Consider the following 23,345-nt stretch of genomic DNA (forward strand, 5'->3'; position numbering starts at 1 on the left):
ATGCTTATATGGCAACAACAAGTGTGGACATTATTTTACATCTTTACTACAATGGATACGGCAGTAAATTATGAGCTACAAGTTCGAATGGAGGATGTAAGATGAATATCCATGAATATCAAGGTAAGCAGCTGCTCAGAGATTATGGCGTTGCTGTTTCAAGTGGTCGGGTAGCTTTTTCTCCCGATGAAGCTGTAAAGGCGGCAAAGGAACTCGGTACGGACGTAATCGTAGTCAAGGCGCAAATCCATGCCGGCGGGCGTGGTAAGGCGGGTGGCGTTAAGATCGCCAAAAATCTTGATGAAGTGCGCGAGTATGCAAAAGAGCTTCTCGGCAAAACCCTTGTAACCCATCAAACAGGCCCTGAAGGAAAAGAAGTTAAACGACTTCTTGTCGAAGAAGGATCAGATATCAAAAAAGAATATTATTTAGGTCTTGTACTTGACCGCGCTACAGATCGCGTTACTCTCATGGGCTCTGAAGAAGGCGGAATGGACATTGAAGAAGTCGCTGAAGAGACTCCTGAAAAAATCTTCAAAGAAGTCATTGATCCAGTCGTCGGCCTTACAGGGTTCCAAGCGCGCCGCATGGCATTCAATATGAACATCCCTACACATCTTGTCAACAAAGCTGCGAAATTCATGCTAGGACTCTACCAAGTATTTGAAGAAAAAGATGCATCGATCGTTGAAATCAATCCACTTGTCGTTACAGGCGATGACAATGTATTGGCATTGGATGCAAAATTCAATTTCGATGACAATGCATTATACCGTCATAAAGATATTGTCGAATTACGCGATTTCGACGAGGAAGATCCGAAAGAAATCGAAGCTTCCAAGTACGACCTTAGCTACATATCCCTAGATGGCAACATCGGCTGCATGGTAAACGGTGCAGGTCTTGCGATGGCTACGATGGATACAATCAATTACTACGGCGGATCACCGGCCAACTTCCTTGACGTTGGGGGCGGCGCTACAGCTGAAAAAGTTACGGAAGCATTCAAAATCATCCTTTCTGACAAACATGTCAAAGGAATCTTCGTCAATATTTTCGGAGGCATCATGAAATGTGACGTAATCGCGGAAGGTGTTATTACGGCTGCGAAAGAAGTCGGCCTTGAAGTGCCGCTTGTTGTACGTTTGGAAGGTACGAACGTTGACAAAGGTAAAGCGCTATTGAATGAATCAGGATTAAATATCATCGCTGCTGACACAATGGCGGACGGTGCACAAAAGATTGTTGAACTCGTAGGCTAAGAAAGGCAGGGACAAACGATGGCAATTTATATTAATAAAGATACAAAAGTGATTGTACAAGGTATTACAGGCTCAACAGCACTTTTCCATACGAAGCAGATGCTCGAGTATGGTACGAAAATCGTCGGCGGTGTAACACCGGGCAAAGGCGGAACGGAAGTTGAAGGAGTACCTGTCTTCAATACAGTTGAAGAAGCTGTCAAAGCTACAGGTGCCAATGTATCTGTCATTTACGTTCCGGCTCCGTTTGCGGCAGACGCGATTCTTGAAGCTGTTGACGCAGAATTGGATATGGCCATCTGTATTACAGAACATATCCCGGTTCTTGATATGGTAAAAGTGAAGCGTTACATGGAAGGCAAGAAAACACGTCTTGTCGGACCGAACTGCCCGGGTGTCATTACATCCGATGAGTGTAAGATTGGTATCATGCCAGGCTACATCCATACGAAAGGCCACGTTGGCGTCGTATCCCGCTCTGGGACATTGACGTACGAAGCTGTTCATCAGCTTTCGCAAGCAGGCATTGGCCAGACAACTGCTGTCGGTATCGGCGGAGACCCTGTAAACGGCACAAACTTCATCGACGTACTGAAAGAGTTCAACGAAGACCCAGAAACATACGCGGTCGTCATGATCGGTGAAATCGGCGGTACAGCTGAAGAAGAAGCTGCAGAGTGGGTGAAAGCGAACATGACAAAACCTGTTGTCGGCTTCATCGGCGGACAAACAGCGCCAGAAGGTAAGCGTATGGGTCATGCTGGGGCGATCATTTCCGGTGGTAAAGGAACAGCTGCAGAGAAAATTAAAGCACTTAACGCTGCTGGAGTTGAAACGGCTGACACGCCTTCCGTGATCGGAGAAACATTAATTAAAGTACTTAAAGAAAAAGGGCTTTACGAAAAATGTAAAACACATTGATGGACAGTACGGCATGCAGGATAACTGCATGCTGTTCTTTTACATATCCGGAATCTGAAGGAGGAATTGTGTGTTACTCACAGACGTCGACCGTAAGTTGCTTGCTTTGCATTATGTCTACCCCGTCCCACTTAACAAAGTAGCGGAAATCTTGAAGATGGACCCCGATCTTCGTCATCTGTTCACATATCGCACTGACGAACTCGCGACATTGCTGAAAATCCCCAAAGCAAAAGCAGTCCAGCTGAATGAACAGTTGAAACGGCATGAGCAAACTCCTTTCCCCCTTCTTTATCAACAAGAGAAAATCATCCCTATTCCAATTACGAATCTGGCGTATCCGAAGCCGTTGAAGTGGCTTGTCGACCCTCCAACAGTCCTCTATGTGAAAGGTGATCCAACGATTTTGGAAGCATCTATGAAAGTGGCAATCATCGGATCACGTAAAGCAACCGACTACTCGATGAAAGCGCTCTCATTCATTGTTCCTCCGCTTGTCGATCGTGGAGCCGTCATCGTTTCCGGCCTAGCTAAAGGGGCGGATACAATGGCGCATAAATCTGCAATACAATTCGGCGGAAAGACAATTGCGGTACTAGGACATGGATTATTCCACCTGTATCCTCGTGAAAACAAGGAGCTTGCAGAATTGCTTGCTGAACGCCATTTACTGCTGACGGAATATCCTCCTTATATGAGACCTGCAAAATGGACATTTCCGATGAGAAACAGAATTATCAGCGGCTTATCAGAGTCCGTCATCATCACTGAATCTGAGGAAAAGAGCGGAACGATGAGCACCGTAGATCATGCGCTAGAGCACGGGAAGGCTATTTACGCGGTTCCCGGGCCAATTACCTCTGCTTTATCTCTTGGGCCGAATAAATTGATTGAACAAGGTGCAAAGCCTATATGGAACGGCTTTCAAGCGCTTGAGAGCTGCTCTTATCAATGACGGGTAAAACATTCCTTTTATTGAAAAGGTTGATTTTAATTCAAATCTGTTATACATTTTGCAACAGATATTCTTTTACATCCGGAATCACCGAGAACCGGAATGGGCAGGAATAAATAGACAGCCCTGCGGATGTACAAAAAGGGAACCTCTATGAGGAGGAACATGATAAATGGCAGATTACTTAGTAATTGTTGAGTCGCCCGCCAAGGCGAAAACAATTGAACGTTACTTAGGCAAGAAGTATAAGGTTCGTGCTTCCATCGGGCATTTGCGGGATTTGCCCCGCAGTCAGATGGGCGTGGATACTGAAAATAATTATGAACCGAAATACATCACGATTCGCGGGAAAGGCCCTATATTGCAAGAGTTGAAAAAAGATGCTAAAAAAGCGAAGAAAATATTTCTCGCGGCTGACCCCGACAGGGAAGGGGAAGCGATTGCATGGCATTTGGCACACCAACTAGGTGTGGATATCAACTCGGATTGCCGCGTAGTATTCAATGAAATCACAAAAGATGCCATAAAGGAGTCTTTCAAAAGTCCTCGCCCAATTGATATGAACCGGGTGGATGCCCAACAGGCCAGAAGGATATTGGATAGACTAGTAGGCTATAATATTAGCCCGATCCTTTGGAAGAAAGTGAAGAAGGGATTGTCAGCTGGGCGTGTGCAATCGGTCGCATTACGATTGATTATCGACCGGGAGAATGAAATAAAGGCATTCATCCCTGAAGAATACTGGAGCATCAGCGGGAAGTTCAGTAAAGATGGAAAAACGTTCGAGGCTTCCTTCTACGGTGATGCGCAGAAGAAAATGAAGTTGGAAAATAAAAAGCAAGTCGATGAAGTTTTTTCCAGAATGTCTGGCGATGAATTCGAGATTGTCAACGTTGTCAAAAAGGAGAGAAAAAGGAATCCAGCTCCTCCATTCACAACATCTTCCTTGCAACAGGAAGCGGCACGTAAATTGAATTTCAGAGCAAGAAAAACAATGATGCTTGCCCAACAGCTCTATGAAGGGATCAATACCGGCAAAGAAGGCATCGTCGGTCTCATTACGTATATGAGAACGGACTCCACTCGAATATCAGAAAGTGCAAAAGGAGAAGCAATCTCCTTCATCGAGACGATGTACGGCAAGGATTTCGTCGCCACGTCGAAAGCGAAGGCTAAAGAATCAGCCAACACACAAGATGCACATGAAGCTGTACGACCGACCTCGGTCATGAGGCCGCCTGAAGCGATGAAACAGTATTTATCCCGAGATCAGCACAGGCTTTATAAATTGATCTGGGAACGCTTCGTGGCTAGTCAGATGGCGCCAGCCGTGCTTGACACGGTCACTGCGGATCTGATGAATGGCGATGTTAAATTTAGGGCGACAGGTTCGGAAGTGAAGTTCCCAGGCTTTATGAAGGTTTATATTGAAGGGGAAGACGATCAGGAAGAGGAAAAGGACCGCATACTGCCTCCGCTTGAAAAAGGGGAACGCGTGAAGGGTAGCGAAATCGATCCGAAGCAGCATTTCACGCAGCCACCTCCGAGATTTTCGGAAGCACGTCTCGTCAAGACGTTGGAGGAGCTTGGAATAGGCCGGCCATCGACTTATGCGCCTACACTCGATACAATCCAGAAACGGGGCTACGTAACGTTGGACGCCAAACGGTTCGTTCCGACAGAACTTGGAGAAATCGTCCACCAAGCGGTGAATCAATATTTCCCTGATATTATTAACATCAAGTTCACTGCCGATATGGAGAAGAACCTCGATGATGTTGAAGATGGAGAAATCCAATGGAAGCAAGTCATTGATGAATTTTACAAAGAATTCGAGAAGCACGTCAAAGTTGCCGACGAAGAAATGGAGAAAATTGAAATCAAAGACGAGCCCGCCGGTGAGGATTGCGAGAAATGCGGTTCTCCAATGGTATTCAAAATGGGCCGATATGGAAAATTCATGGCTTGCTCGAATTTCCCCGATTGCAGAAATACAAAAGCGATCATCAAACCGATCGGTGTCACATGCCCGTCATGTAAAGAAGGGCAAGTTGTCGAGAGGAAGAGCAAAACGAAAAGGATTTTCTTCGGCTGCGATCGATATCCTGAATGTGAATATGTATCATGGGATAAACCTATTGCCAGGCCGTGCCCGAAATGTCAAAACACATTAGTTGAGAAAAGGCTTAAAAAAGGTGTGCAAATCCAATGTACGGAATGTGATTATAAAGAGGATGCACAAGAATAAGCCAGAGATGTTTGAGCGAGTGCAAGCTGCACATGACGGAAAAAATCCGCCTAGTGCAGCTTTTTAATGTGTATATCACCTAAAAATTGAACAAACTGTGTCTAAAAATACAGTAGATGTCAGACAACCTAAGACGATTATGTTGCCGGAACAATATAGTTTACGTTATAGTGAATCGTGGATGACTTTTGAATTTCCGAATTAGTTCTCCTATTTGGTTAATAGTGCAAAACGAACGGGTCTAAAAAAGAAAAAATAACCACTATTCAAACATGTTCCAATTTTGTTATAATTGACAGAGTGATTCATATGGGGGTGAAACACTTGCAACGAAATAGTCCAAAGGCTGTTCTTGACGATTACATATCCTATATACGCCTCGAAAAGAACTATTCATCACGGACAGTTTCGGAATATAGCAATGATATTCACGAGTTCCTCTCCTTTTTATCCCAAGAAGGAATTTCTGATCTGGACAATGTCGAATATCCTGAAGCAAGATTGTATATAACAACTTTGTATGACAAAGGTTTCGCAAGGAAAACGATCTCAAGGAAGATTTCATCGATTCGTTCTTTTTATAAGTTTGGCAATGCTCGATTCGGGATAAATGATAATGCATTCCGTTTATTGCACCATCCAAAGAAGGAAGAGCGGCTTCCGGCTTTTTTTTATGAAAAGGAATTGGAATCACTCTTTGAAACATGTGTTGGTGAAGATCCGAAATCATTACGCAATAGCGCGCTTCTAGAACTGCTTTATGCTACCGGAATCCGGGTTAGTGAGCTCACATCCATCGAATTGGGCGATATCGATAATTCTCTCGGCATCGTCAAAGTGATGGGAAAAGGCAGGAAAGAGCGTTACGTCCCATTTGGAAGCTTCGCTCAAGACTCTCTTGAATCCTATATGGAAAAAAGTCGTCCTATGCTTATGAAGAAGAAAAGTCATCATTCGTTGTTTGTCAATTTGCGTGGTGACCCGATTACGGACAGGGGCGTACGCCATGTACTGAATGCAATGATGGAAAAGGCATCCATTCCCGGAAAGATTTATCCGCATATGATTCGCCATTCCTTTGCGACGCATTTGCTGTCAAATGGTGCAGACATGAGAACAGTACAGGAATTGCTCGGTCATAGTCATTTATCTTCAACTCAGGTATATACGCATATCACGAAAGAGCATCTGCGGAAAACGTATATGAAAACACATCCGCGGGCTTAGGAGGATGAGCTGATGGAATTTCATTCTACAACAATCTTTGCCGTCCGGCACAAAGGTGTTTGTGCGATGTCAGGTGACGGACAAGTGACGATGGGAGAATCCGTTGTCATGAAAAATACTGCTAAAAAGGTGAGAAGGCTTTTTGGCGGTAAAATAATTGCAGGATTTGCAGGTTCTGTCGCTGATGCTTTCACCCTCTTCGAATTGTTTGAAGGCAAGCTTGGCGAATTCAATGGCAATTTGGAGCGTGCCTCTGTCGAATTGGCGAAAGAGTGGCGGGGTGATCGCGTCTTGAGGAAGTTGGAGGCGATGCTGCTCGTCGCTGACAAAGACAAGCTTCTGCTCGTTTCGGGAACCGGTGAAGTAATCGAACCGGATGATGGTGTGCTTGCAATCGGATCGGGTGGGAATTATGCATTGGCGGCCGGACGCGCTCTGAAAAAATATAGCGGTGATACACTCGACGCTGAGCAAATAGCCAAGGCTGCACTTGAGACGGCTGCCGAAATATGTGTCTACACAAATGATCGGATTATTGTGGAGGTACTCAAATGAATACAAAGCAGGAATTGACCCCACGGGAGCTTACTGCGTATCTGGATCGATATATTGTAGGACAGGATGCTGCGAAGAAAGCGGTTTCCGTCGCAATCCGGAACAGGTATAGAAGAAGCCTTTTGTCAGATGAGGAAAAAAGGGAAATCATCCCTAAGAATATTTTAATGATCGGACCGACAGGCGTCGGAAAGACGGAAATAGCGAGAAGGATTGCGCGGCTCGTGAATGCCCCGTTCGTTAAAGTGGAAGCGACGAAGTTCACGGAAGTCGGATATGTAGGAAGAGATGTCGAATCGATGGTAAGGGACTTGACCGAGTCGGCCGTCCGCATCGTCCGGGAGGAAATGCGGGAGTCCGTTAAAGGTCAGGCGGAAAAGCTTGCTGAAGAACGACTCGTCGAATTGCTCGTACCGGAAAAAAAGCGCAAAGTCAATATGCAGAACCCTTTTGAAATGCTTTTTGGACAAAAGGACGATGAGGATGAGAAGAATCACGAGGAAGCGGATGATATAAGCAGGAAGCGGTCAGAAATCGCCCGTCGTCTTGCCGCTGGTGAAATGGAAGATCAATCGATTACTGTCGAAGTCTCCTCCCAACAACCTTCCATGTTTGATGCACTCCAAGGTTCGGGAATGGAGCAAATGGGTGCAAGCATGCAAGATGCTTTATCGTCTTTAATGCCAAAAAAGATGACGAAACGCAAAATGAAGGTGAAGGACGCAAGAAAAATCCTTCAAGCCGAAGAAGCGGATAAATTGATCGATCATGATGAGATTGCAAGAAGGTCGGTTGAGCTCACTGAGCAATCCGGCATTATTTTCATCGACGAAATGGATAAGATCGCAAGTCGCGGCAACGGCGGCGGGTCATCTGCAGATGTATCAAGGGAAGGTGTCCAAAGGGATATACTACCCATTGTGGAAGGCTCGACAGTCACCACTAAATATGGGCCGGTAAAAACGGACTTCATACTTTTCATCGCTGCTGGTGCATTCCATATGTCGAAGCCTTCGGATATCATTCCGGAACTCCAAGGTCGTTTTCCAATTCGCGTGGAACTTGAAAAGCTCACAAAAGAGGATTTTGTCCGGATCTTAAAAGAACCTGACTTTTCATTGATCAAGCAATACGAAAAACTCTTGGCGACGGAAAATGTCGAAATCGAGTTCTCGGAAGATGCCGTCGAGAGGGTTGCTGAAATTGCGTTTGATGTGAATGATAATACAGAAAACATCGGTGCAAGAAGGCTGCATACGATATTGGAAAAATTGCTTGAAGAGTTATCGTATGAAGCTGCGGAAATCGGACCATCTTCAATCAAGATTACTGTGGCATATGTCGATGAAAAGCTGAAAGATATCGTAAAAAATAAAGATTTGTCACATTTCATCTTATAATGAAACGTTTTAGTTTATTTAATGATTGAAAAGCTTTAGAATATTCTTAAACCCCAAAAGGTACTAATAGGAGGAAAAATAATTATGTCTTTACTAACAAAAACAAGAAACATCAACGCAATGCTTCAGGAAACAGCTGGAAAACCTGTAAACTTCAAAGAAATGGCTGAGAAATTAAGCGTTGTCATCGAATGCAATGCGTTCATCGTCAGCAGAAAAGGAAAATTACTTGGTCTGGAAATTCACCACCAAATCGACAATGAACGTATGAAGCAAATGTTCCAAGAACGTAAATTCCCTGAAGAGTATACGCAAAAACTTTTCGAAGTAAATGAAACGTCTTCGAATATTGATGTGTATAGCGATTACTCGGTCTTCCCGGAAGAGGAGCGCGAATTATTCAAGGATGGCTTGACGACTGTTGTTCCGATCATCGGTGGCGGCGAGCGTCTTGGAACACTTATCCTTGCGCGTCTGAAAGAGAAATTTACTGAAGATGACCTAATTCTTGCTGAATATGGCGCAACAGTAGTCGGTATGGAAATCTTACGTGAGAAATCCGAGGAAATTGAAATTGAAGCTCGCAGCAAAGCTGTCGTTCAAATGGCTATCAACTCATTGTCTTACAGTGAACACGAAGCGATTGAACATATCTTTAAAGAACTGAATGGCAATGAAGGCCTTCTTGTCGCTTCTAAAATTGCAGACCGTGTAGGGATTACACGATCCGTTATCGTCAATGCTTTGCGTAAACTTGAAAGTGCTGGTGTAATCGAATCTCGTTCACTTGGTATGAAAGGAACTTACATTAAAGTATTGAACAACAAATTCCTTGAAGAACTCGAAAACCAAAAAAATTAACAAATTATTACACTCCGGGTGAACATCCCGGAGTGTTATTTTTTTGTGAAGAACTTGAAGGAGAAAGAAATAGGAAGTGCGACTATACTTCCGGGTTATGATATTAGTCCTAAGAACTACAAATGATGCGAGTAGAGTGATTTAAAAGGGTTGTTTCGACCTAATCTATTTTGATTAATTTGATGGACAAAGTTCGCCAAAATCCGATACAATAAGATATGTGTTTTAATTGAAAGTTTAATAGAAAAGATTATCTTTCATATATAACGATAAAACAACTAGAGGTGAAATAGATTAATGAACATTTATGGATCAACAATTTCACTGTTGGAGCAAGGTTTGAACTTTTCTTCTTCCAAAGGGAAAGTTATTTCGCAAAATATTGCAAATGTCGACACGCCGAATTACAAGTCGAAACATGTCGACTTCAAGCAAATGATGCAAGAAGCCCAAAGTAAACCTATCAATGCATATCGGACGAACGAACTGCATTTTGATTTTTCTTCGAAAGTATCAAAACCGGGTATAGCCAAATATGCGGATTATAATTATCGGCAGGATGGAAATGGAGTGGATATGGATAAGGAGCAGGCAGATCTTGCGGCAAACCAGATTTACTATAATGCATTAGTCGATCGTCTGAACAGCAAATTCAACTCCCTTCAAAATGTCATTAAAGGAGGCAGATAATCATGTCTATTTTCCATAGTCTCAACACTTCCGCCTCGGCTCTCACTGCCCAACGGCTAAGGATGGATGTCATCTCGTCCAATATGGCGAATGTTGAAACGACGAGAGGAAAGATGGTAAACGGCGAATGGCAGCCGTATCGCCGAAAGAGCGTCAGCTTCCAACCGATGGAAGGACGCTTCTCTTCGATGCTGCAAGCTGCAATGGGAAGCAAAGATAGAGGGGCGGCGGGGTACGGCGTGACGGTTTCCCGAATTCAAGAAGATAGGGAAACACCCTTCAAGCTTGTCTATGATCCAAGCCATCCGGATGCTAATGACGAAGGGTATGTTCAAATGCCGAATGTGGATCCGCTAAGAGAAATGATTGACCTCATGTCCGCAACAAGATCCTATGAAGCGAATGTGACAGTGTTGAACGCAAATAAAGCGATGTTAATGAAAGCACTCGAGATAGGGAAATAATAACCGGAAATGGAGGAGATGACTAATGCCTATACAATCTATTCAAGGCGCGGGAAATATGCCGGGACTGTTGAAAATAAATGATGCTCTCAAGCCCACGCCATTTGAATCGCAGAAGAACTTCGGTACGTTTTTAAAGGATGCCATACAGGATGTGAACGTCAAACAGATCGAATCAGATAAAATGACCCAAAAACTAGTTTTAGGGGAAGATGTCGATTTGCATAACGTCATGATCACCGCTCAAAAAGCATCAATAGCATTGAGTGCGACGATGGAAGTGCGAAATAAGGTAATTGAAGCGTATCAGGAAATAATAAGAATGCCAGTTTAAAATTCGTGACGGCAGAGCAAAGATGTGCTCGTAACGCTTTGCTTTTACTCGCAAACGCCGTTCTTCGTGACGGCGTTGACTATGTAAGCAGACCGGGGGATCAGAATGAAAGAAAGATTGACGAAAATTGGGACTGACTTGAAGCAGTTCTGGTCGAGTCGCACAAAACGACAAAAAACAACATATATAGGGTCCGCGGCTGCTGTTATTGTTCTTGCTGCATTTCTGACTTACTTCTTGTCGAGGACGGAATTCGTCCCTCTTTACAGTGACGTCTCGCGCGCGGAAATTGGCAGAATCAAAGAAGAGCTCGATGTGCAGGGCATCCCGAGCCAAATTGCACCAGGTGGCACTTCAATCCTCGTTCCGAAAGAACGGGTTGATGACCTCCTCGTCACCCTGGCTGCGGAAGGGTACCCGAATACAGGAACTATCGATTATTCGTTCTTCTCTCAGAATGCCGGTTTTGGAACGACAGACAATGAATTCAATATGATCAAGCTTGCATCTATGCAAACCGAGTTGGCGAATCTTATTAAAGGGATCCAAGGTGTGCAAGATGCAAATGTAATGCTCACATTGCCTACACAAAGTGTCTTTTTAAATGAAACTGTACAAAGTGCAAGTGCTGCAATCATGTTGAAGACGGAACCTGGGCATCAGTTTACGGAACCTCAAATTAAGGCCTTATATAATTTAGTATCAAAAAGTTTACCGAATTTATCTACAGACGATATCGTTATCATGAACCAGTATTCCGAATACTTTGATTTGAAATCATCCGATCAATCAATTGGCACGAATGTTGTAAATCAAATGGATTTGAAAAAGACAATTGAACGCGATCTGCAACGAAAAGTGCAGATGATGCTTGGCACGATGTTAGGACAGGATAAGGTCGTCGTCTCCGTAACTACAGATATTGACTTCAAACAGGAGAACAGACAAGAAAATCTTGTTGATCGTATAGATGAGGATCTTGATAGCCTAGCAATCAGTGTCCAAAGAATCACAGAGTCATTCTCAGGGGATGGTGCTCTTGCAGGGGGCGTTCCTGAAGGCGAAGATCCAACAGATAACCGGACTAACTTTGTCGAAGGCAACAACGCTAACGGTGATTATGAGCGCTTGGAAGAGACAATTAACAATGAAGTGAACCGGATCAGGAAAGATATTGTAGAAAGCCCTTATAAAATTCGCGATATCGGTATTCAAGTTATGATGGAGCCCTCGGAAGGGAATAACGTGGAAGGTGATATTAGGAATATTCTAGAGACGATTATCAGTACTTCCATTGATAAAACCTACTTGCCAGCAGAACTTCCTGGAGATTACTGGGGAAGTAAGATCGCGATCACTACTCAAAACTTTGATGGCAAGCTCGTTACCGTACCTCAATCTTCAAAAGGTGCGATTCCATGGTGGGTATATGCAATTGGTGCAGCTTTACTAGCAGTCATAGCCATCCTGGTCGTTGCCTACTTCCGAAAACGCAGACAGGAAAGCGAATTGGAAGAAGCGATGATACTCGAAGAGCAGCGCGAAGCATTGCATGTCGAAGATATCAATATGGAACAAAACGAAACGGAAGCGACCCTTCGCAAAAAGCAACTTGAAAAGATGGCGAAGGATAAGCCTGAAGAATTTGCCAAGTTGCTGAGAACATGGATTGCCGAAGATTGACGGAGGGATGAACAGTGGTAAAGAAGGATAAAGGAATGACGGGTAAGCAAAAGGCCGCACTTCTGCTCATATCGCTCGGTCCGGAGGTTTCGGCAGCTGTCTATAAGCATTTAACAGAAGAGGAAATCGAACGGTTGACGCTTGAAATTTCCGGTGTAAAGAAAGTCGACTCCAACGTCAAGGAGGAAATCATCGAGGAATTTCATAATATTGCACTTGCACAGGATTATATATCCCAAGGCGGAATCGGATATGCGAAAACCGTATTGGAAAAAGCACTTGGGAAAGAACACGCTCAAGCAATCATTAATCGCCTGACATCTTCTTTACAAGTGAGACCATTCGATTTTGCAAGAAGGGCAGAGCCTGGTCAAATTCTGAATTTCATTCAAAATGAACATCCGCAGACAATTGCATTGATTTTGTCATATCTCGAGGCAGAGCAGGCGGGAATGATCCTGTCATCTCTACCACAGGAAATGCAAGCGGATATCGCAAAACGAATAGCGACCATGGATTCCACTTCCCCCGAAGTCATCAGCGAGATCGAAGCTGTTTTGGAGAGGAAGCTATCTTCCACAGTCACACAGGATTTCACGGAGACGGGCGGAGTCGACGCGGTTGTACAAGTGTTGAACGGAGTCGACAGAGCTACTGAAAAGACCATTTTGGATGCGCTCGAAATCCAGGATCCGGAGCTTGCGGAGGAAATTCGGAAAAGGATGTTCGTTTTCGAGGACATCGTTACATTGGACAATCGTTCCATTCAGCGCATTGTGCGTGAATGTGAAAATGAGGATCTCATCTTGTCAATGAAGGTGTCCAGTGAAGAAGTGAGGGAAATCCTCTTTAAAAACATGTCTCAACGGATGGCTGAATCATTCCAGGAAGAGATGGAAGTCATGGGGCCAGTTCGTTTGCGGGATGTTGAAGAAGCGCAGGCACGAATTGTATCCATCATCCGAAGGTTGGAAGATTCAGGGGAGATCATCATAGCCCGCGGTGGAGGGGATGACATCATTGTCTAACATTTTTCGTTCTTCCCGAACGATATCTGAAGAAGGCAACATCAAGGAAATAACAATCCGGAATTTGCATATGCCGACGGTTGACGGAAAAGAGGAAGTGATTTCAAAAGAATCCCTCTATTTAGAACGTGACCGAATGCTGAACGATGCGAGACGGCAGATTGAACTGGAAAAAGCGGATGCAGAGCATATGAGACAAATGGCGCAAGAGGATATTGCTGCTATGCAAGCTGCTTGGGAGCAGGAGAAGACGGCGTTGCAGCAGCAAGCATACGAAGAGGGGTTCCAAGTCGGATACGAAGAAGGCAGGAGCAAGTCGATATCCGATATGAGCGAATCTTTGAAAGTGGCAAATGAAGTCACTCTTCATTCGAAGGAAAATGCGCTGAAATATCTGGAAGAACAAGAAAGAATCATATTAGAAATTGCGATGAGGACGGCGGAACGCATTCTTGGGAAGAAATTAGAAGAGGATGAGGAGGTTTTCCTTTCAATCGTGAAAAGAGGATTGAAGGAAGCGAGGGAAATGAAGGAGATCAAACTATACGTATCGGTCTTCCAATTTGAACTTGTCTCGTCGAATCGCGCTGAACTTGCTTCCATCTTCCCGCCTGATGTCCCATTCCTCATTTTTGCAAATGACGACTTCGACACGAACGATTGCATTATCGAAACGAACCAGGGCCGTATAGTTGTCAGCGTCGATGAACAATTGAACGAACTCAAAGAGAAACTCGTTGAACTGTTAGAGAGTGGTGACTAACGATGAAGAAAGCGAAGGAACTGGTTGAAATCATTCCAAAAATGAATTCATTTCCGAAGTTTGGACGGGTCGTACGGGTAGTCGGTCTCATGATTGAATCACAAGGTCCTGAAAGCTCAGTGGGGGATGTATGCCGTATACATCTAAATAATGGAGGCAAAGTAGACTCTGTCATTTTGGCGGAAGTTGTTGGCTTCAGAGAAGAAGTTGTCATCTTGATGCCTTACTCGAATATCACTGATATTTCGAGTGGTTGCCTTGTCGAATGTACAGGGAAGCCGCTTGAGGTGAAAATCGGAATGAACCTGATCGGAAAAGTCCTTGATTCCATGGGGAACCCGATTGACGGCAGTCCACTTCCGAAAGGTTTGTCGACAGTGCGAACGGAACAGGATCCGCCGAACGTCATGACAAGAATGCCTATTAGTGAAAAACTGGCTGTCGGTGTCAAAGCTATTGATGGTATGTTGACCGTCGGAAATGGCCAAAGGGTCGGAATTTTCGCGGGGTCCGGCGTTGGGAAAAGTACTTTGCTCGGGATGATTGCTAGAAATACAACGGCTGATTTGAACGTCATCGGTCTGATCGGAGAACGTGGCCGTGAAGTCCGGGAGTTCATCGAGCGGGATTTAGGCCCTGAAGGATTAAGCAAGACAATCGTTGTTGCAGCAACTTCCGACCAACCTGCCCTTATGAGGATTAAAGGCGCCTTCACAGCAACGGCGATTGCAGAGTATTTCCGGGATAAAGGGCTGAACGTGATGCTCATGATGGATTCCGTCACTCGCGTCGCAATGGCGCAAAGGGAAATCGGGCTCGCGGTAGGAGAGCCCCCGGCAACGCGCGGCTACACGCCATCCGTATTTTCGATTTTACCGAAGCTTTTGGAACGGACCGGTACGAACGATGTCGGCGCGATTACGGCATTTTACACAGTGCTTGTCGATGGCGATGACATGAACGAACCGATTGCGGACGCGGTGCGAGGTATACTTGATGGCCATATTGTCTTGGATAGGACACTTGCCAATAAAGGGCAATACCCAGCCATAAATGTCTTGAAAAGCGTAAGCCGTCTCATGAATCATATTGCTAGTCCGGAACATGTTAAAGCCGCTGAAAAGCTCCGTGAATTGTATTACACATATGACAAGTCGGAAGATCTTATCAATATTGGAGCGTATAAACGGGGCACTTCAAGGGAAATCGATGAAGCCATCGAATACGAAGCGCATATCACCAACTTTTTGAAGCAAAGTTATCAAGAGAATGTGAAGATGGAAGACAGCATTGAAGAATTGATATCGCTTGCTCCAGGAGGAGGTACACGATGAAACCTTATGAATACCGATTTGAAAAGGTGCTCACATACCGGGAACAGGAAAAAACGGAGACCGAGATAGAGTTCAAGAAAGCAGTCGAGTCTTTCGAAACGGTCGCAACCGAATTATATGAGGTATTGAAACGGAAGGAAGCCGTCATTGCCGAACACCAGGAAAAAATGACGACAGGCTTTTCCATTAATGAAATCCATCACTATGCACGATTTATCGATAGCCTCGATAAACGGATCGAGGGTCTGCAGCAATCGGTCTTTAAAGCCCGTTCCAAAATGAATTGGTTCGAAGATAAATTGTTGGAGAAGACGATCGAAGTGAAAAAGTTTGAAAAGATGAAGGAAAAAGATAAAGAACATTATCGTACTGAAATGGAACAAGCGGAAGCAAGTCTGTTGGATGAATTATCAACATTGAAGTTCCATAGAAGAGAAACAGGGTGGTAATTTGACAAGGAACTCAAAACTGCAAACTGACGAGAAAATCGTTGAAAAGAAAAAAGGCACCCGCCTCTTCCAGGAAGTGTTGCTTTGGACTCTCATTCCGCTTCTTTTCACGACGATGGTGCTATTGATCATCGCATATGTCGCCGATGTGAACGTTTTTGACAAAGCGAAGGAATGGACACAATCCCTTCCATTCACAGAAGAAAAGCAGGTTGATGATGAAAAAGGCAGCGACTTGATTATCGAAGAGCGTGTCGTCGAATTGCAGGCGGAAATCCAAGAGAAGGAAGCCCAACTGTTCAAACTCCAAGAAGATCTTTCGAAATCAGCAGACGAAAAAAAGTCCTTGCTCGATGAACAAAAAAGCTTGTTGGGTCAAATTGAAGCGTTGAAAACGGAGAAAGATGATTATAAACGCGACATGAAAGAGATCATTTCAACATTCGAGAAAATGTCGGCAAAGTCCGCAGCCCCCGTCATAACAAAAATGAGCGATGCGGAAGCAATCCAATTACTTAGCAACCTAAAACCTGAAGTTCTCGCACCGATATTAGAAAAGATGTCGCCTGAAGATGCCGCAAAGTACACGAGTCTAATGACAAAGTAAGCGGAAGCTGAAGGTGGCAAACGTTGAGGGGAGGTGAAAATTAGAGTGAACATCGGAGCATTGCAATCCATGATGGGCATGCATCAAGTGTCGTCAACAAACATGCAAAATGGCAGTCAGGCCAATTCCAAGTTCGGCGCGATATTCGCCGGCGTTTCTTCAAAAACGCCTAAAGCGGAGAGTCCGACTAACGGAGAAATTCCAATTGAATCGATTCCAAATCTATTTAATGCTTCAACTGTCGAAGGTTTGGAGAGTGCTGTAAAAACGATTCAAGGTAACGAGATTGTTGCTATTGGAAGCACTGAAAGCTTAGAAGAAATAGCAAGTTGGTTATCAATCAATCCTGAAGAAATGCTCAAAAAGCTACAACAATTATTGGAGGAAGCCGGCATATCTAAAGGCGAAACTGAGGAATTGAACATCTCCGCCGATATGTGGACATTGTTGAACATGATCGATGAAGCTGGAATCCGATTTTTCAAAAATTTGAATGAGGAACTTCAAAAGCCTGGAACAAGGAATGAGGCTACCCAACTTCTATCCTTACTAAAAACGATAGAATTGTTGGCTCCAAAATCAGATATGGATTTGTGGATGGAGCAGAAGGTCGATAGTTTCCGTCAAATGATCACCGCGGCTGCTGGCCAATTCGAACAGCGGATGGCAACGGCAGGGAGGCAGGAACAATTGCCGTTTCTCAATCAGAAAAATGAATTCAGAATCGTCCTTGAAACGAATTCTTCAACTTCTGCAAATGCAGAAGGTTCTGGGCAGAAACAAGCCGATCCAACACCGCAATCTGGTGCTGTTCATGCAACTACAACGGTAGTCAGATCGGAAATGCCATTACAGCAGGCTGAATCGAATCCTGCGAACCGAAGCGAAACACTACTTAGGGAAATGCAGGCGCTAATGAAACGTTCCAATTTCGGACAAGTCGGCGGAACCAATCGGATGCTCATCAAGTTATATCCTGAACATCTCGGCCAAATCCGTATCGAGCTGCTTGAAACGAATGGAGTCATGACAGCAAGAATTCTTGCATCAACGGCACTTGCCAAAGGAATGCTTGATAGTCAGTTGCATCAACTGAAACACGCATTTAATCAGCAGAACTTGCAAGTCGACCGTGTTGACATTGCGCAAACAATCCAAGAATCGCATAGAAATGAACGTGAACAATCTTTTAATGAACAATTCAAGCGTGAGCAACAGAAGGATGATAACAAACAGAACCAATCACCCGAAGATGAACTTTCGTTTGAAGAATATATGATTGAACTGGAGGTGTAGTGAATGATAGAGGGACAAAAATCGATAACAGAATCGATGTTTCTTATAAACAATCAGCGGGATCAACGAAAAACGGGACCGGATACGATGGGCAAGGATGCATTTATGAAAATCCTTATTGCACAGCTGCAAAACCAGGATCCGACAAACCCGATGAAAGACAATGAATTCATCGCACAGATGGCACAGTTTTCATCATTAGAACAAACGATGAACTTGGCAAGTGCATTTGAAAAGTTCGCTGAGGCACAAAACCAATCCCAATTGATCCAATACAATCAATTCGTCGGAAAGAATGTTCGTTGGCATGAAATGACGGATAAGAAGGACGAAGCAGGCAAACCGATAGTCAATGAAGGGACGGGTATAATCCAATCCGCTAAATTCGTAAACGGATCTGTCGTATTCACAATGGCGGACGGAAAAGAACTGACACCCGGCAATATTTCTGAAGTACTAGCAGGCTCAGGAAATACGAATAGTTTAGTAGAAGCTAGTCTTTTAATCGGGAAAACAGTCGGCTACATGGACGGTGAAGAGGGAAAGTCAGGTCTAGTCGTATCCGTATCCAATAAGGAAGGAAAACTCCAATATATATTGGGCGACGGTACAAGAATCGATGGCAATTCATTCACATCCATCAGTCAATAACAAAAAAGGAGCGAGTGTATGGACAAGTTGAACATCCACCACGTTCCATCGCAGCCACTCATACGCCATGGACAACCTATGAAAGCACCCCAACAGCCGAAACAGTCATTTATCGAACAGCTGAATAAGGCAATCCAGCCGCAAGCTTTAAAAATCAGCAAACACGCAAATGACAGGCTGAAAGAGCGGAACATTCATATTACAGAAACTGAATGGGCGCACATCACAGACAAGGTGAATGAAGCAAAAGTGAAAGGAATCAAAGAATCCCTTGTACTGATGGATCAAGCAGCACTGATCATCAGCGCGAAAAATTCCACAGTCATTACAGCGATGGATCGCAAGGAAGCGAAAGATCAACTATTTACAAACATCGACGGCACAATCGTGCTCAGCTAACACTTGGCAGGACCTCAGACAGAGGATGCCAACGTACTGCCGACTGACAGAGGCAAGTACACTCACAATCCGAGAGGGGAAAAATTAATATGTTACGATCAATGTACTCAGGAATCTCAGGTTTACGGAACTTCCAAACAAAATTAGACGTTATCGGGAATAATATATCGAATGTTAATACTTATGGGTTTAAGAAGGGTAGAACAATTTTTAAGGATTTGATTTCGCAGACGGTTGCTGGTGCTTCAGGTGGAAGTGCAGCACGTGGAGGTGTCAATCCAAAACAAGTTGGACTTGGTTCTCAAATTGCGGCAATTGACACGATGCATACTGGCGGTTCGACGCAATTTACAGGAAACACTTTGGACCTAGCTATTTCAGGAGATGGCTTCTTCCAAGTACAAGATGGAAATAATGCAAATCCAACTGGTTTCAGCGGATCAATACAATACACTAGGGCCGGAAATTTCTATATGGACAGCAAAGGCTTTTTAGTAAATTCAGATGGAAAGTATCTAGTAGGAATTGGTGCACGTGCGTCAGGTACACCAGCGGTATATCCTGAGGCTCCACAAACAATTCCACCTTATACTGCAGCTGGAAATCGTCCAACTGGAACGTTACCAACAAACACAGCTTTCCAACCAATTCAAATACCGACAGATGCTCAAAGTATGTCAGTTAGCCAAGACGGAGTTGTAACATTTGTTGCTGCTGATGGCAAGCTGCGATGGGCTGGTCAACTGGAGATGGCAAAGTTTTCGAATCCAGGTGGGTTAAATAAATTAGGCGGTAATACCTTTGAAGTGACTTCCAATTCGGGTGAACCACATTTAGGTACTGGAACTACAAACGGATTAGGTGAGATACAATCTGGTTTCTTGGAAATGTCCAACGTAGACCTTGCTGAGGAATTCACTGAAATGATCGTCGCACAACGTGGTTTCCAAGCGAATACTCGTATCATCACAACTTCTGATGAAATCCTTCAAGAGCTCGTTAACTTGAAACGATAAGTCTACTAATCTAGCCTAGTAGTGTTACATTTGTAGGATTGAAGCGAAAGGCGGCGACTCCAGCGGGAACAGCGCGAGCTGAAGACCCTGGACTGAGCACAGCGAGGGAAGCGGCTGAAGCCGTGCCCGCGGAAAGCGTCCGCCTGCAGCGGAAATCCGGTACAGTACACTGCTTTATGCGTTTCTACACACATTTATGAGCTTTTCAAAAGAATTATGCGTAATTCGACGAGTTTATGCGTGTTTGCACAACTTTATGCGTTATTAGCAAAGGAGGGTCGGGCCGGCCCTGTGCCCGGCCCCTTACATATGATCAAGGTAACTCGCCTCAATGGCAAAGCGTTCACACTGAACGCTTTATACATAGAAACAATCGAATCGTTTCCCGACACAACCATCACATTAACAACCGGCACCAAATACGTCGTCCTGGACCCGATCGACGAAGTAAATCGCCGCATCATCGAATTTTATCAATCGGTCCAACTACTAGCGAATCCGCATATCCGGGGTGAAGAAGATGAAAAATAAAGCATTGACAATCGCACTTATCATTGTAGTAACCTTGACGCTTGTCGGGATCATCGGCCTAATCCTCACCTTGCAACTAAAAGGGGATTCCGCTCCAAAAGAGCCCACAATCGATGACATCATCGAAGCATCCGTGGACGTGCCTGAAATCATGACAAATTTATCCGGCCGCCAATTTATCCGGATTTCATTAAAAATCCAAACGACAGATAAAAAAGCAGCTGCTGAACTGGCGAAAAGGGACTTTCAAATCCAGAACATCGTCATACAGGAACTTTCAGAAATGACATCAAAGGATTTTGAAGGAAAAGCAGGAAAGCAGGCATTCGAGGATTCCATCAAATCACAATTGAATCCACTTATGCAAGAGGGTGAAATCGAAAAAGTTTACATCGTTTCATACATTATCCAATAACAAATTGATGGACATATACAATGCCGGGAGGTGGCCTTATGCCGGGAGATATTTTATCCCAAAATGAAATTGATGCTTTATTATCGGCATTATCGACAGGTGAAATGTCGGCGGAAGAGATGAAGAAGGAAGACGAGACCCGGAAGGTCAAAGTATATGACTTCAAACGTGCTCTCCGCTTCTCAAAAGATCAGATCCGTAGCTTGACGCGGATCCATGAAAATTTTGCGAGATTATTGACGACTTATTTTTCCGCACAATTGCGCACGTACATCCACATAAATGTCGCTTCGGTCGATCAAATCCCATTCGAGGAGTTCATCAGATCCATTCCGAATATGACATTGCTAAATATTTTCGAAGTGCCGCCGCTTGAAGGGAATATCATTATGGAAGTCAATCCGAACGTCGCGTATTCAATGCTTGACCGAATGATGGGCGGAGTAGGTGAAGGTCCCGGAAAAGTGGATAATATGACCGAAATCGAAACGAAGATATTGACGAATCTATTCGAACGGTCATTTGATAATCTACGGGAGGCTTGGTCGGGGATCATTGAAATCGATCCGTTCCTATCAGAAATGGAAGTGAACCCGCAATTCCTTCAAATGATTTCACCGAATGAGACAGTCGTCGTCATTTCATTCAACATCGTGATCGGGGAATCCAGCGGCATGATCAACATATGCATTCCGCATGTCGTTCTGGAGCCGATTGTTCCGAATTTATCGGTCCGTTATTGGATGCAGACCAATAAAAAGGAGCCGACGCCTGAACAAAGCATCATTTTGGAAAAGCGGCTGAAACAAGCAAGTTTGCCGCTTACAACTGAGTTGGGGAAAGGTTCCATGTCGGTCGAGGATTTCTTGTATCTTCAAGTAGGGGATGTCATTTCCCTTGACCGGAAAATCGAAGACCCATTGATTGTCAAAGTGGGAGACATACCAAAATTCACAGCACAGCCTGGTCATCTTCGAAACAGGATGGCTGTACAAATAATCGATATATTGAACGGAGGGGATGAAGATGATGAGTGATAATGTGCTTTCACAGGAAGAAATCGAAGCGTTGCTGCGCGGAGAACCGATTCGTACGGAAGAAACAGCAACATCGTCCTCTGAACATCAGAATTTTGACGACCAATTAAGTGAAATGGAAAAAGATGCATTAGGAGAAGTCGGGAACATTTCCTTCGGCAGCTCTGCAACAGCCCTCTCCTCATTGCTTGGACAGAAAGTGGAAATTACCACTCCCGCAATCTCTGTAGTGGACCGTAGTATGCTGGAGACAGAATTCGTTCATCCGTATGTAGCAATCCAAGTGGAATATACGGAAGGCTTAAATGGCACCAATCTCCTCGTCATTAAACAAAGTGATGCCGCAATCATCGCTGATCTTATGTTGGGCGGGGATGGAATGGCCCCAAATGAAGAATTGAATGAGATCCATCTAAGTGCTGTACAGGAAGCGATGAATCAAATGATGGGATCGGCGGCTACGTCGATGTCCACTGTTTTCAATAAGAAAGTCGATATCTCCCCTCCATCAATAGACTTGATGAATATGGAAAATGAGGAAAGCATCGATAAGATTCCGAAAGATGAAATGATGATTAAAGTTTCCTTTGAGTTAAAAGTAGGAAATTTAATCGATTCAAACATTATGCAGTTGTTCCCGCTTCAATTCGGAAAAAACCTTGTTGCGTCGCTTATGGGCATGGGGGCAGAGGAGGAAGCTGCTGTTACAATGGAAGCGCCGGCCAGACCGGCACCATCCAAACAGGAAATGCGGCAGCCTGAATTTCCGCAAGAGGACCATTCTAGTTACAGCTATGGGGATAGTGCATCCCAACAGTTTGCCCCTCCTGCTTATGAACAGCCTCATTACGAACAGCCGGTTCAGCAGCAGATGCCACAAAGGCAGCAACAACCACCTGTACACGTACAGCAAGCCCGTTTCGCGAACTTTGAAGGTCCTTCCTTAAATCAAGCCGAGACGAACAACTTGAATATGTTGCTGGATATCCCTTTGCAAGTGACTGTGGAACTTGGAAGGACGAAACGTTCGGTTAAAGAAATCCTTGAAATGTCTAGCGGGTCCATCATAGAATTGGATAAGCTGGCGGGAGAGCCGGTCGATATTTTAGTAAATAACCGCCATATCGCTAAAGGGGAAGTCGTCGTAATTGATGAGAACTTCGGCGTACGGATAACGGATATTTTGAGCCAGACAGAACGATTGAATAATTTAAGATAA

General features: G+C 44.3%; 25 protein-coding genes. All 25 read left to right on the plus strand.

The genetic code is table 11. From position 1 onward, the window contains the following. Positions 1-101 precede the first annotated feature (101 nt). The 25 genes from sucC to fliY all read left to right on the plus strand — a co-directional run bounded on the left by sucC (position 102) and on the right by fliY (position 23,345). Positions 102-1,262 carry an ADP-forming succinate--CoA ligase subunit beta gene (sucC, locus tag OC538_RS00905; protein ID WP_262172903.1) on the plus strand — a complete coding sequence of 387 codons (1,161 nt, stop codon included), beginning with the start codon at positions 102-104 and terminating at the stop codon, positions 1,260-1,262. Positions 1,263-1,280: 18 nt separating this feature from the next. Beyond that, positions 1,281-2,183, plus strand: a complete 903-nt coding sequence (gene sucD / locus OC538_RS00910; RefSeq protein ID WP_251623962.1) for a succinate--CoA ligase subunit alpha — start codon at positions 1,281-1,283, stop codon at positions 2,181-2,183. A gap of 70 nt (positions 2,184-2,253) precedes the next feature. After that, a complete protein-coding gene (dprA, locus tag OC538_RS00915) occupies positions 2,254-3,138 on the plus strand; it encodes a DNA-processing protein DprA (protein WP_251694830.1) in 885 nt (294 codons plus the stop codon). Between the two features lie 172 nt (positions 3,139-3,310). After that, the gene (gene topA, locus OC538_RS00920; RefSeq protein ID WP_251694829.1) at positions 3,311-5,386 is read left to right on the plus strand and encodes a type I DNA topoisomerase; all 2,076 of its coding nucleotides are present in this window, start codon (positions 3,311-3,313) and stop codon (positions 5,384-5,386) included. Positions 5,387-5,695: 309 nt separating this feature from the next. Continuing rightward, positions 5,696-6,613, plus strand: coding sequence for a tyrosine recombinase XerC (gene xerC, locus OC538_RS00925; protein WP_410055839.1), 918 nt, complete (start codon positions 5,696-5,698; stop codon positions 6,611-6,613). Positions 6,614-6,622: 9 nt separating this feature from the next. Beyond that, complete coding sequence (hslV, locus tag OC538_RS00930; RefSeq protein ID WP_251695298.1) at positions 6,623-7,168, plus strand: ATP-dependent protease subunit HslV; 546 nt, start codon at positions 6,623-6,625, stop codon at positions 7,166-7,168. Beyond that, positions 7,165-8,568, plus strand: coding sequence for an ATP-dependent protease ATPase subunit HslU (gene hslU / locus OC538_RS00935; protein ID WP_262172907.1), 1,404 nt, complete (start codon positions 7,165-7,167; stop codon positions 8,566-8,568). The genes hslV and hslU overlap by 4 nt, the downstream gene beginning before the upstream one ends. A gap of 84 nt (positions 8,569-8,652) precedes the next feature. Next, the gene (codY, locus tag OC538_RS00940) at positions 8,653-9,429 is read left to right on the plus strand and encodes a GTP-sensing pleiotropic transcriptional regulator CodY (protein WP_251694826.1); all 777 of its coding nucleotides are present in this window, start codon (positions 8,653-8,655) and stop codon (positions 9,427-9,429) included. A gap of 297 nt (positions 9,430-9,726) precedes the next feature. Continuing rightward, positions 9,727-10,119 (plus strand): flagellar basal body rod protein FlgB, encoded by a 393-nt coding sequence (flgB, locus tag OC538_RS00945; RefSeq protein ID WP_251694825.1) that lies wholly within the window; start codon positions 9,727-9,729, stop codon positions 10,117-10,119. 2 nt (positions 10,120-10,121) lie between these two features. After that, the gene (gene flgC / locus OC538_RS00950) at positions 10,122-10,583 is read left to right on the plus strand and encodes a flagellar basal body rod protein FlgC (RefSeq protein WP_251694824.1); all 462 of its coding nucleotides are present in this window, start codon (positions 10,122-10,124) and stop codon (positions 10,581-10,583) included. 58 nt (positions 10,584-10,641) lie between these two features. Further along, positions 10,642-10,917, plus strand: coding sequence for a flagellar hook-basal body complex protein FliE (fliE, locus tag OC538_RS00955; RefSeq protein ID WP_251695297.1), 276 nt, complete (start codon positions 10,642-10,644; stop codon positions 10,915-10,917). 105 nt (positions 10,918-11,022) lie between these two features. Beyond that, entirely contained in the window at positions 11,023-12,600 is a 1,578-nt protein-coding gene (gene fliF, locus OC538_RS00960) for a flagellar basal-body MS-ring/collar protein FliF (protein ID WP_251694823.1), read from the plus strand. A 14-nt stretch (positions 12,601-12,614) separates the two neighbouring features. Continuing rightward, positions 12,615-13,628 carry a flagellar motor switch protein FliG gene (gene fliG, locus OC538_RS00965; RefSeq protein ID WP_251694822.1) on the plus strand — a complete coding sequence of 338 codons (1,014 nt, stop codon included), beginning with the start codon at positions 12,615-12,617 and terminating at the stop codon, positions 13,626-13,628. After that, positions 13,612-14,391 (plus strand): flagellar assembly protein FliH, encoded by a 780-nt coding sequence (gene fliH / locus OC538_RS00970; RefSeq protein WP_251694821.1) that lies wholly within the window; start codon positions 13,612-13,614, stop codon positions 14,389-14,391. Before fliG ends, fliH begins: the two co-directional genes overlap by 17 nt. Before the next feature lie 2 nt (positions 14,392-14,393). Next, positions 14,394-15,725: a flagellar protein export ATPase FliI gene (fliI, locus tag OC538_RS00975; protein WP_251694820.1), complete on the plus strand. Its 1,332-nt coding sequence runs from the start codon at positions 14,394-14,396 to the stop codon at positions 15,723-15,725. After that, positions 15,722-16,174, plus strand: a complete 453-nt coding sequence (fliJ, locus tag OC538_RS00980; RefSeq protein WP_251694819.1) for a flagellar export protein FliJ — start codon at positions 15,722-15,724, stop codon at positions 16,172-16,174. The genes fliI and fliJ overlap by 4 nt, the downstream gene beginning before the upstream one ends. Before the next feature lies 1 nt (position 16,175). After that, positions 16,176-16,781, plus strand: coding sequence for a MotE family protein (locus OC538_RS00985; protein WP_251694818.1), 606 nt, complete (start codon positions 16,176-16,178; stop codon positions 16,779-16,781). A gap of 45 nt (positions 16,782-16,826) precedes the next feature. Further along, positions 16,827-18,077: a flagellar hook-length control protein FliK gene (locus tag OC538_RS00990; protein WP_262172912.1), complete on the plus strand. Its 1,251-nt coding sequence runs from the start codon at positions 16,827-16,829 to the stop codon at positions 18,075-18,077. 3 nt (positions 18,078-18,080) lie between these two features. Further along, positions 18,081-18,728, plus strand: coding sequence for a flagellar hook assembly protein FlgD (gene flgD / locus OC538_RS00995; protein WP_262172915.1), 648 nt, complete (start codon positions 18,081-18,083; stop codon positions 18,726-18,728). A gap of 18 nt (positions 18,729-18,746) precedes the next feature. Next, the gene (locus OC538_RS01000) at positions 18,747-19,127 is read left to right on the plus strand and encodes a TIGR02530 family flagellar biosynthesis protein (protein ID WP_251694815.1); all 381 of its coding nucleotides are present in this window, start codon (positions 18,747-18,749) and stop codon (positions 19,125-19,127) included. Between the two features lie 89 nt (positions 19,128-19,216). Further along, positions 19,217-20,143, plus strand: coding sequence for a flagellar basal body rod protein FlgG (gene flgG / locus OC538_RS01005; RefSeq protein WP_262172919.1), 927 nt, complete (start codon positions 19,217-19,219; stop codon positions 20,141-20,143). 309 nt (positions 20,144-20,452) lie between these two features. Further along, positions 20,453-20,674, plus strand: coding sequence for a flagellar FlbD family protein (locus tag OC538_RS01010; protein ID WP_262172922.1), 222 nt, complete (start codon positions 20,453-20,455; stop codon positions 20,672-20,674). After that, positions 20,664-21,089 carry a flagellar basal body-associated protein FliL gene (gene fliL, locus OC538_RS01015; RefSeq protein ID WP_251694812.1) on the plus strand — a complete coding sequence of 142 codons (426 nt, stop codon included), beginning with the start codon at positions 20,664-20,666 and terminating at the stop codon, positions 21,087-21,089. Before OC538_RS01010 ends, fliL begins: the two co-directional genes overlap by 11 nt. 38 nt (positions 21,090-21,127) lie before the next feature. Beyond that, a complete protein-coding gene (fliM, locus tag OC538_RS01020) occupies positions 21,128-22,126 on the plus strand; it encodes a flagellar motor switch protein FliM (RefSeq protein WP_251694811.1) in 999 nt (332 codons plus the stop codon). After that, complete coding sequence (gene fliY, locus OC538_RS01025) at positions 22,119-23,345, plus strand: flagellar motor switch phosphatase FliY (RefSeq protein WP_251695296.1); 1,227 nt, start codon at positions 22,119-22,121, stop codon at positions 23,343-23,345. The genes fliM and fliY overlap by 8 nt, the downstream gene beginning before the upstream one ends.

Origin of the sequence: Saccharococcus sp. Marseille-Q5394, from assembly GCF_946901335.1 — a bacterium.
Classification (GTDB): domain Bacteria; phylum Bacillota; class Bacilli; order Bacillales_A; family Planococcaceae; genus Sporosarcina; species Sporosarcina luteola_C.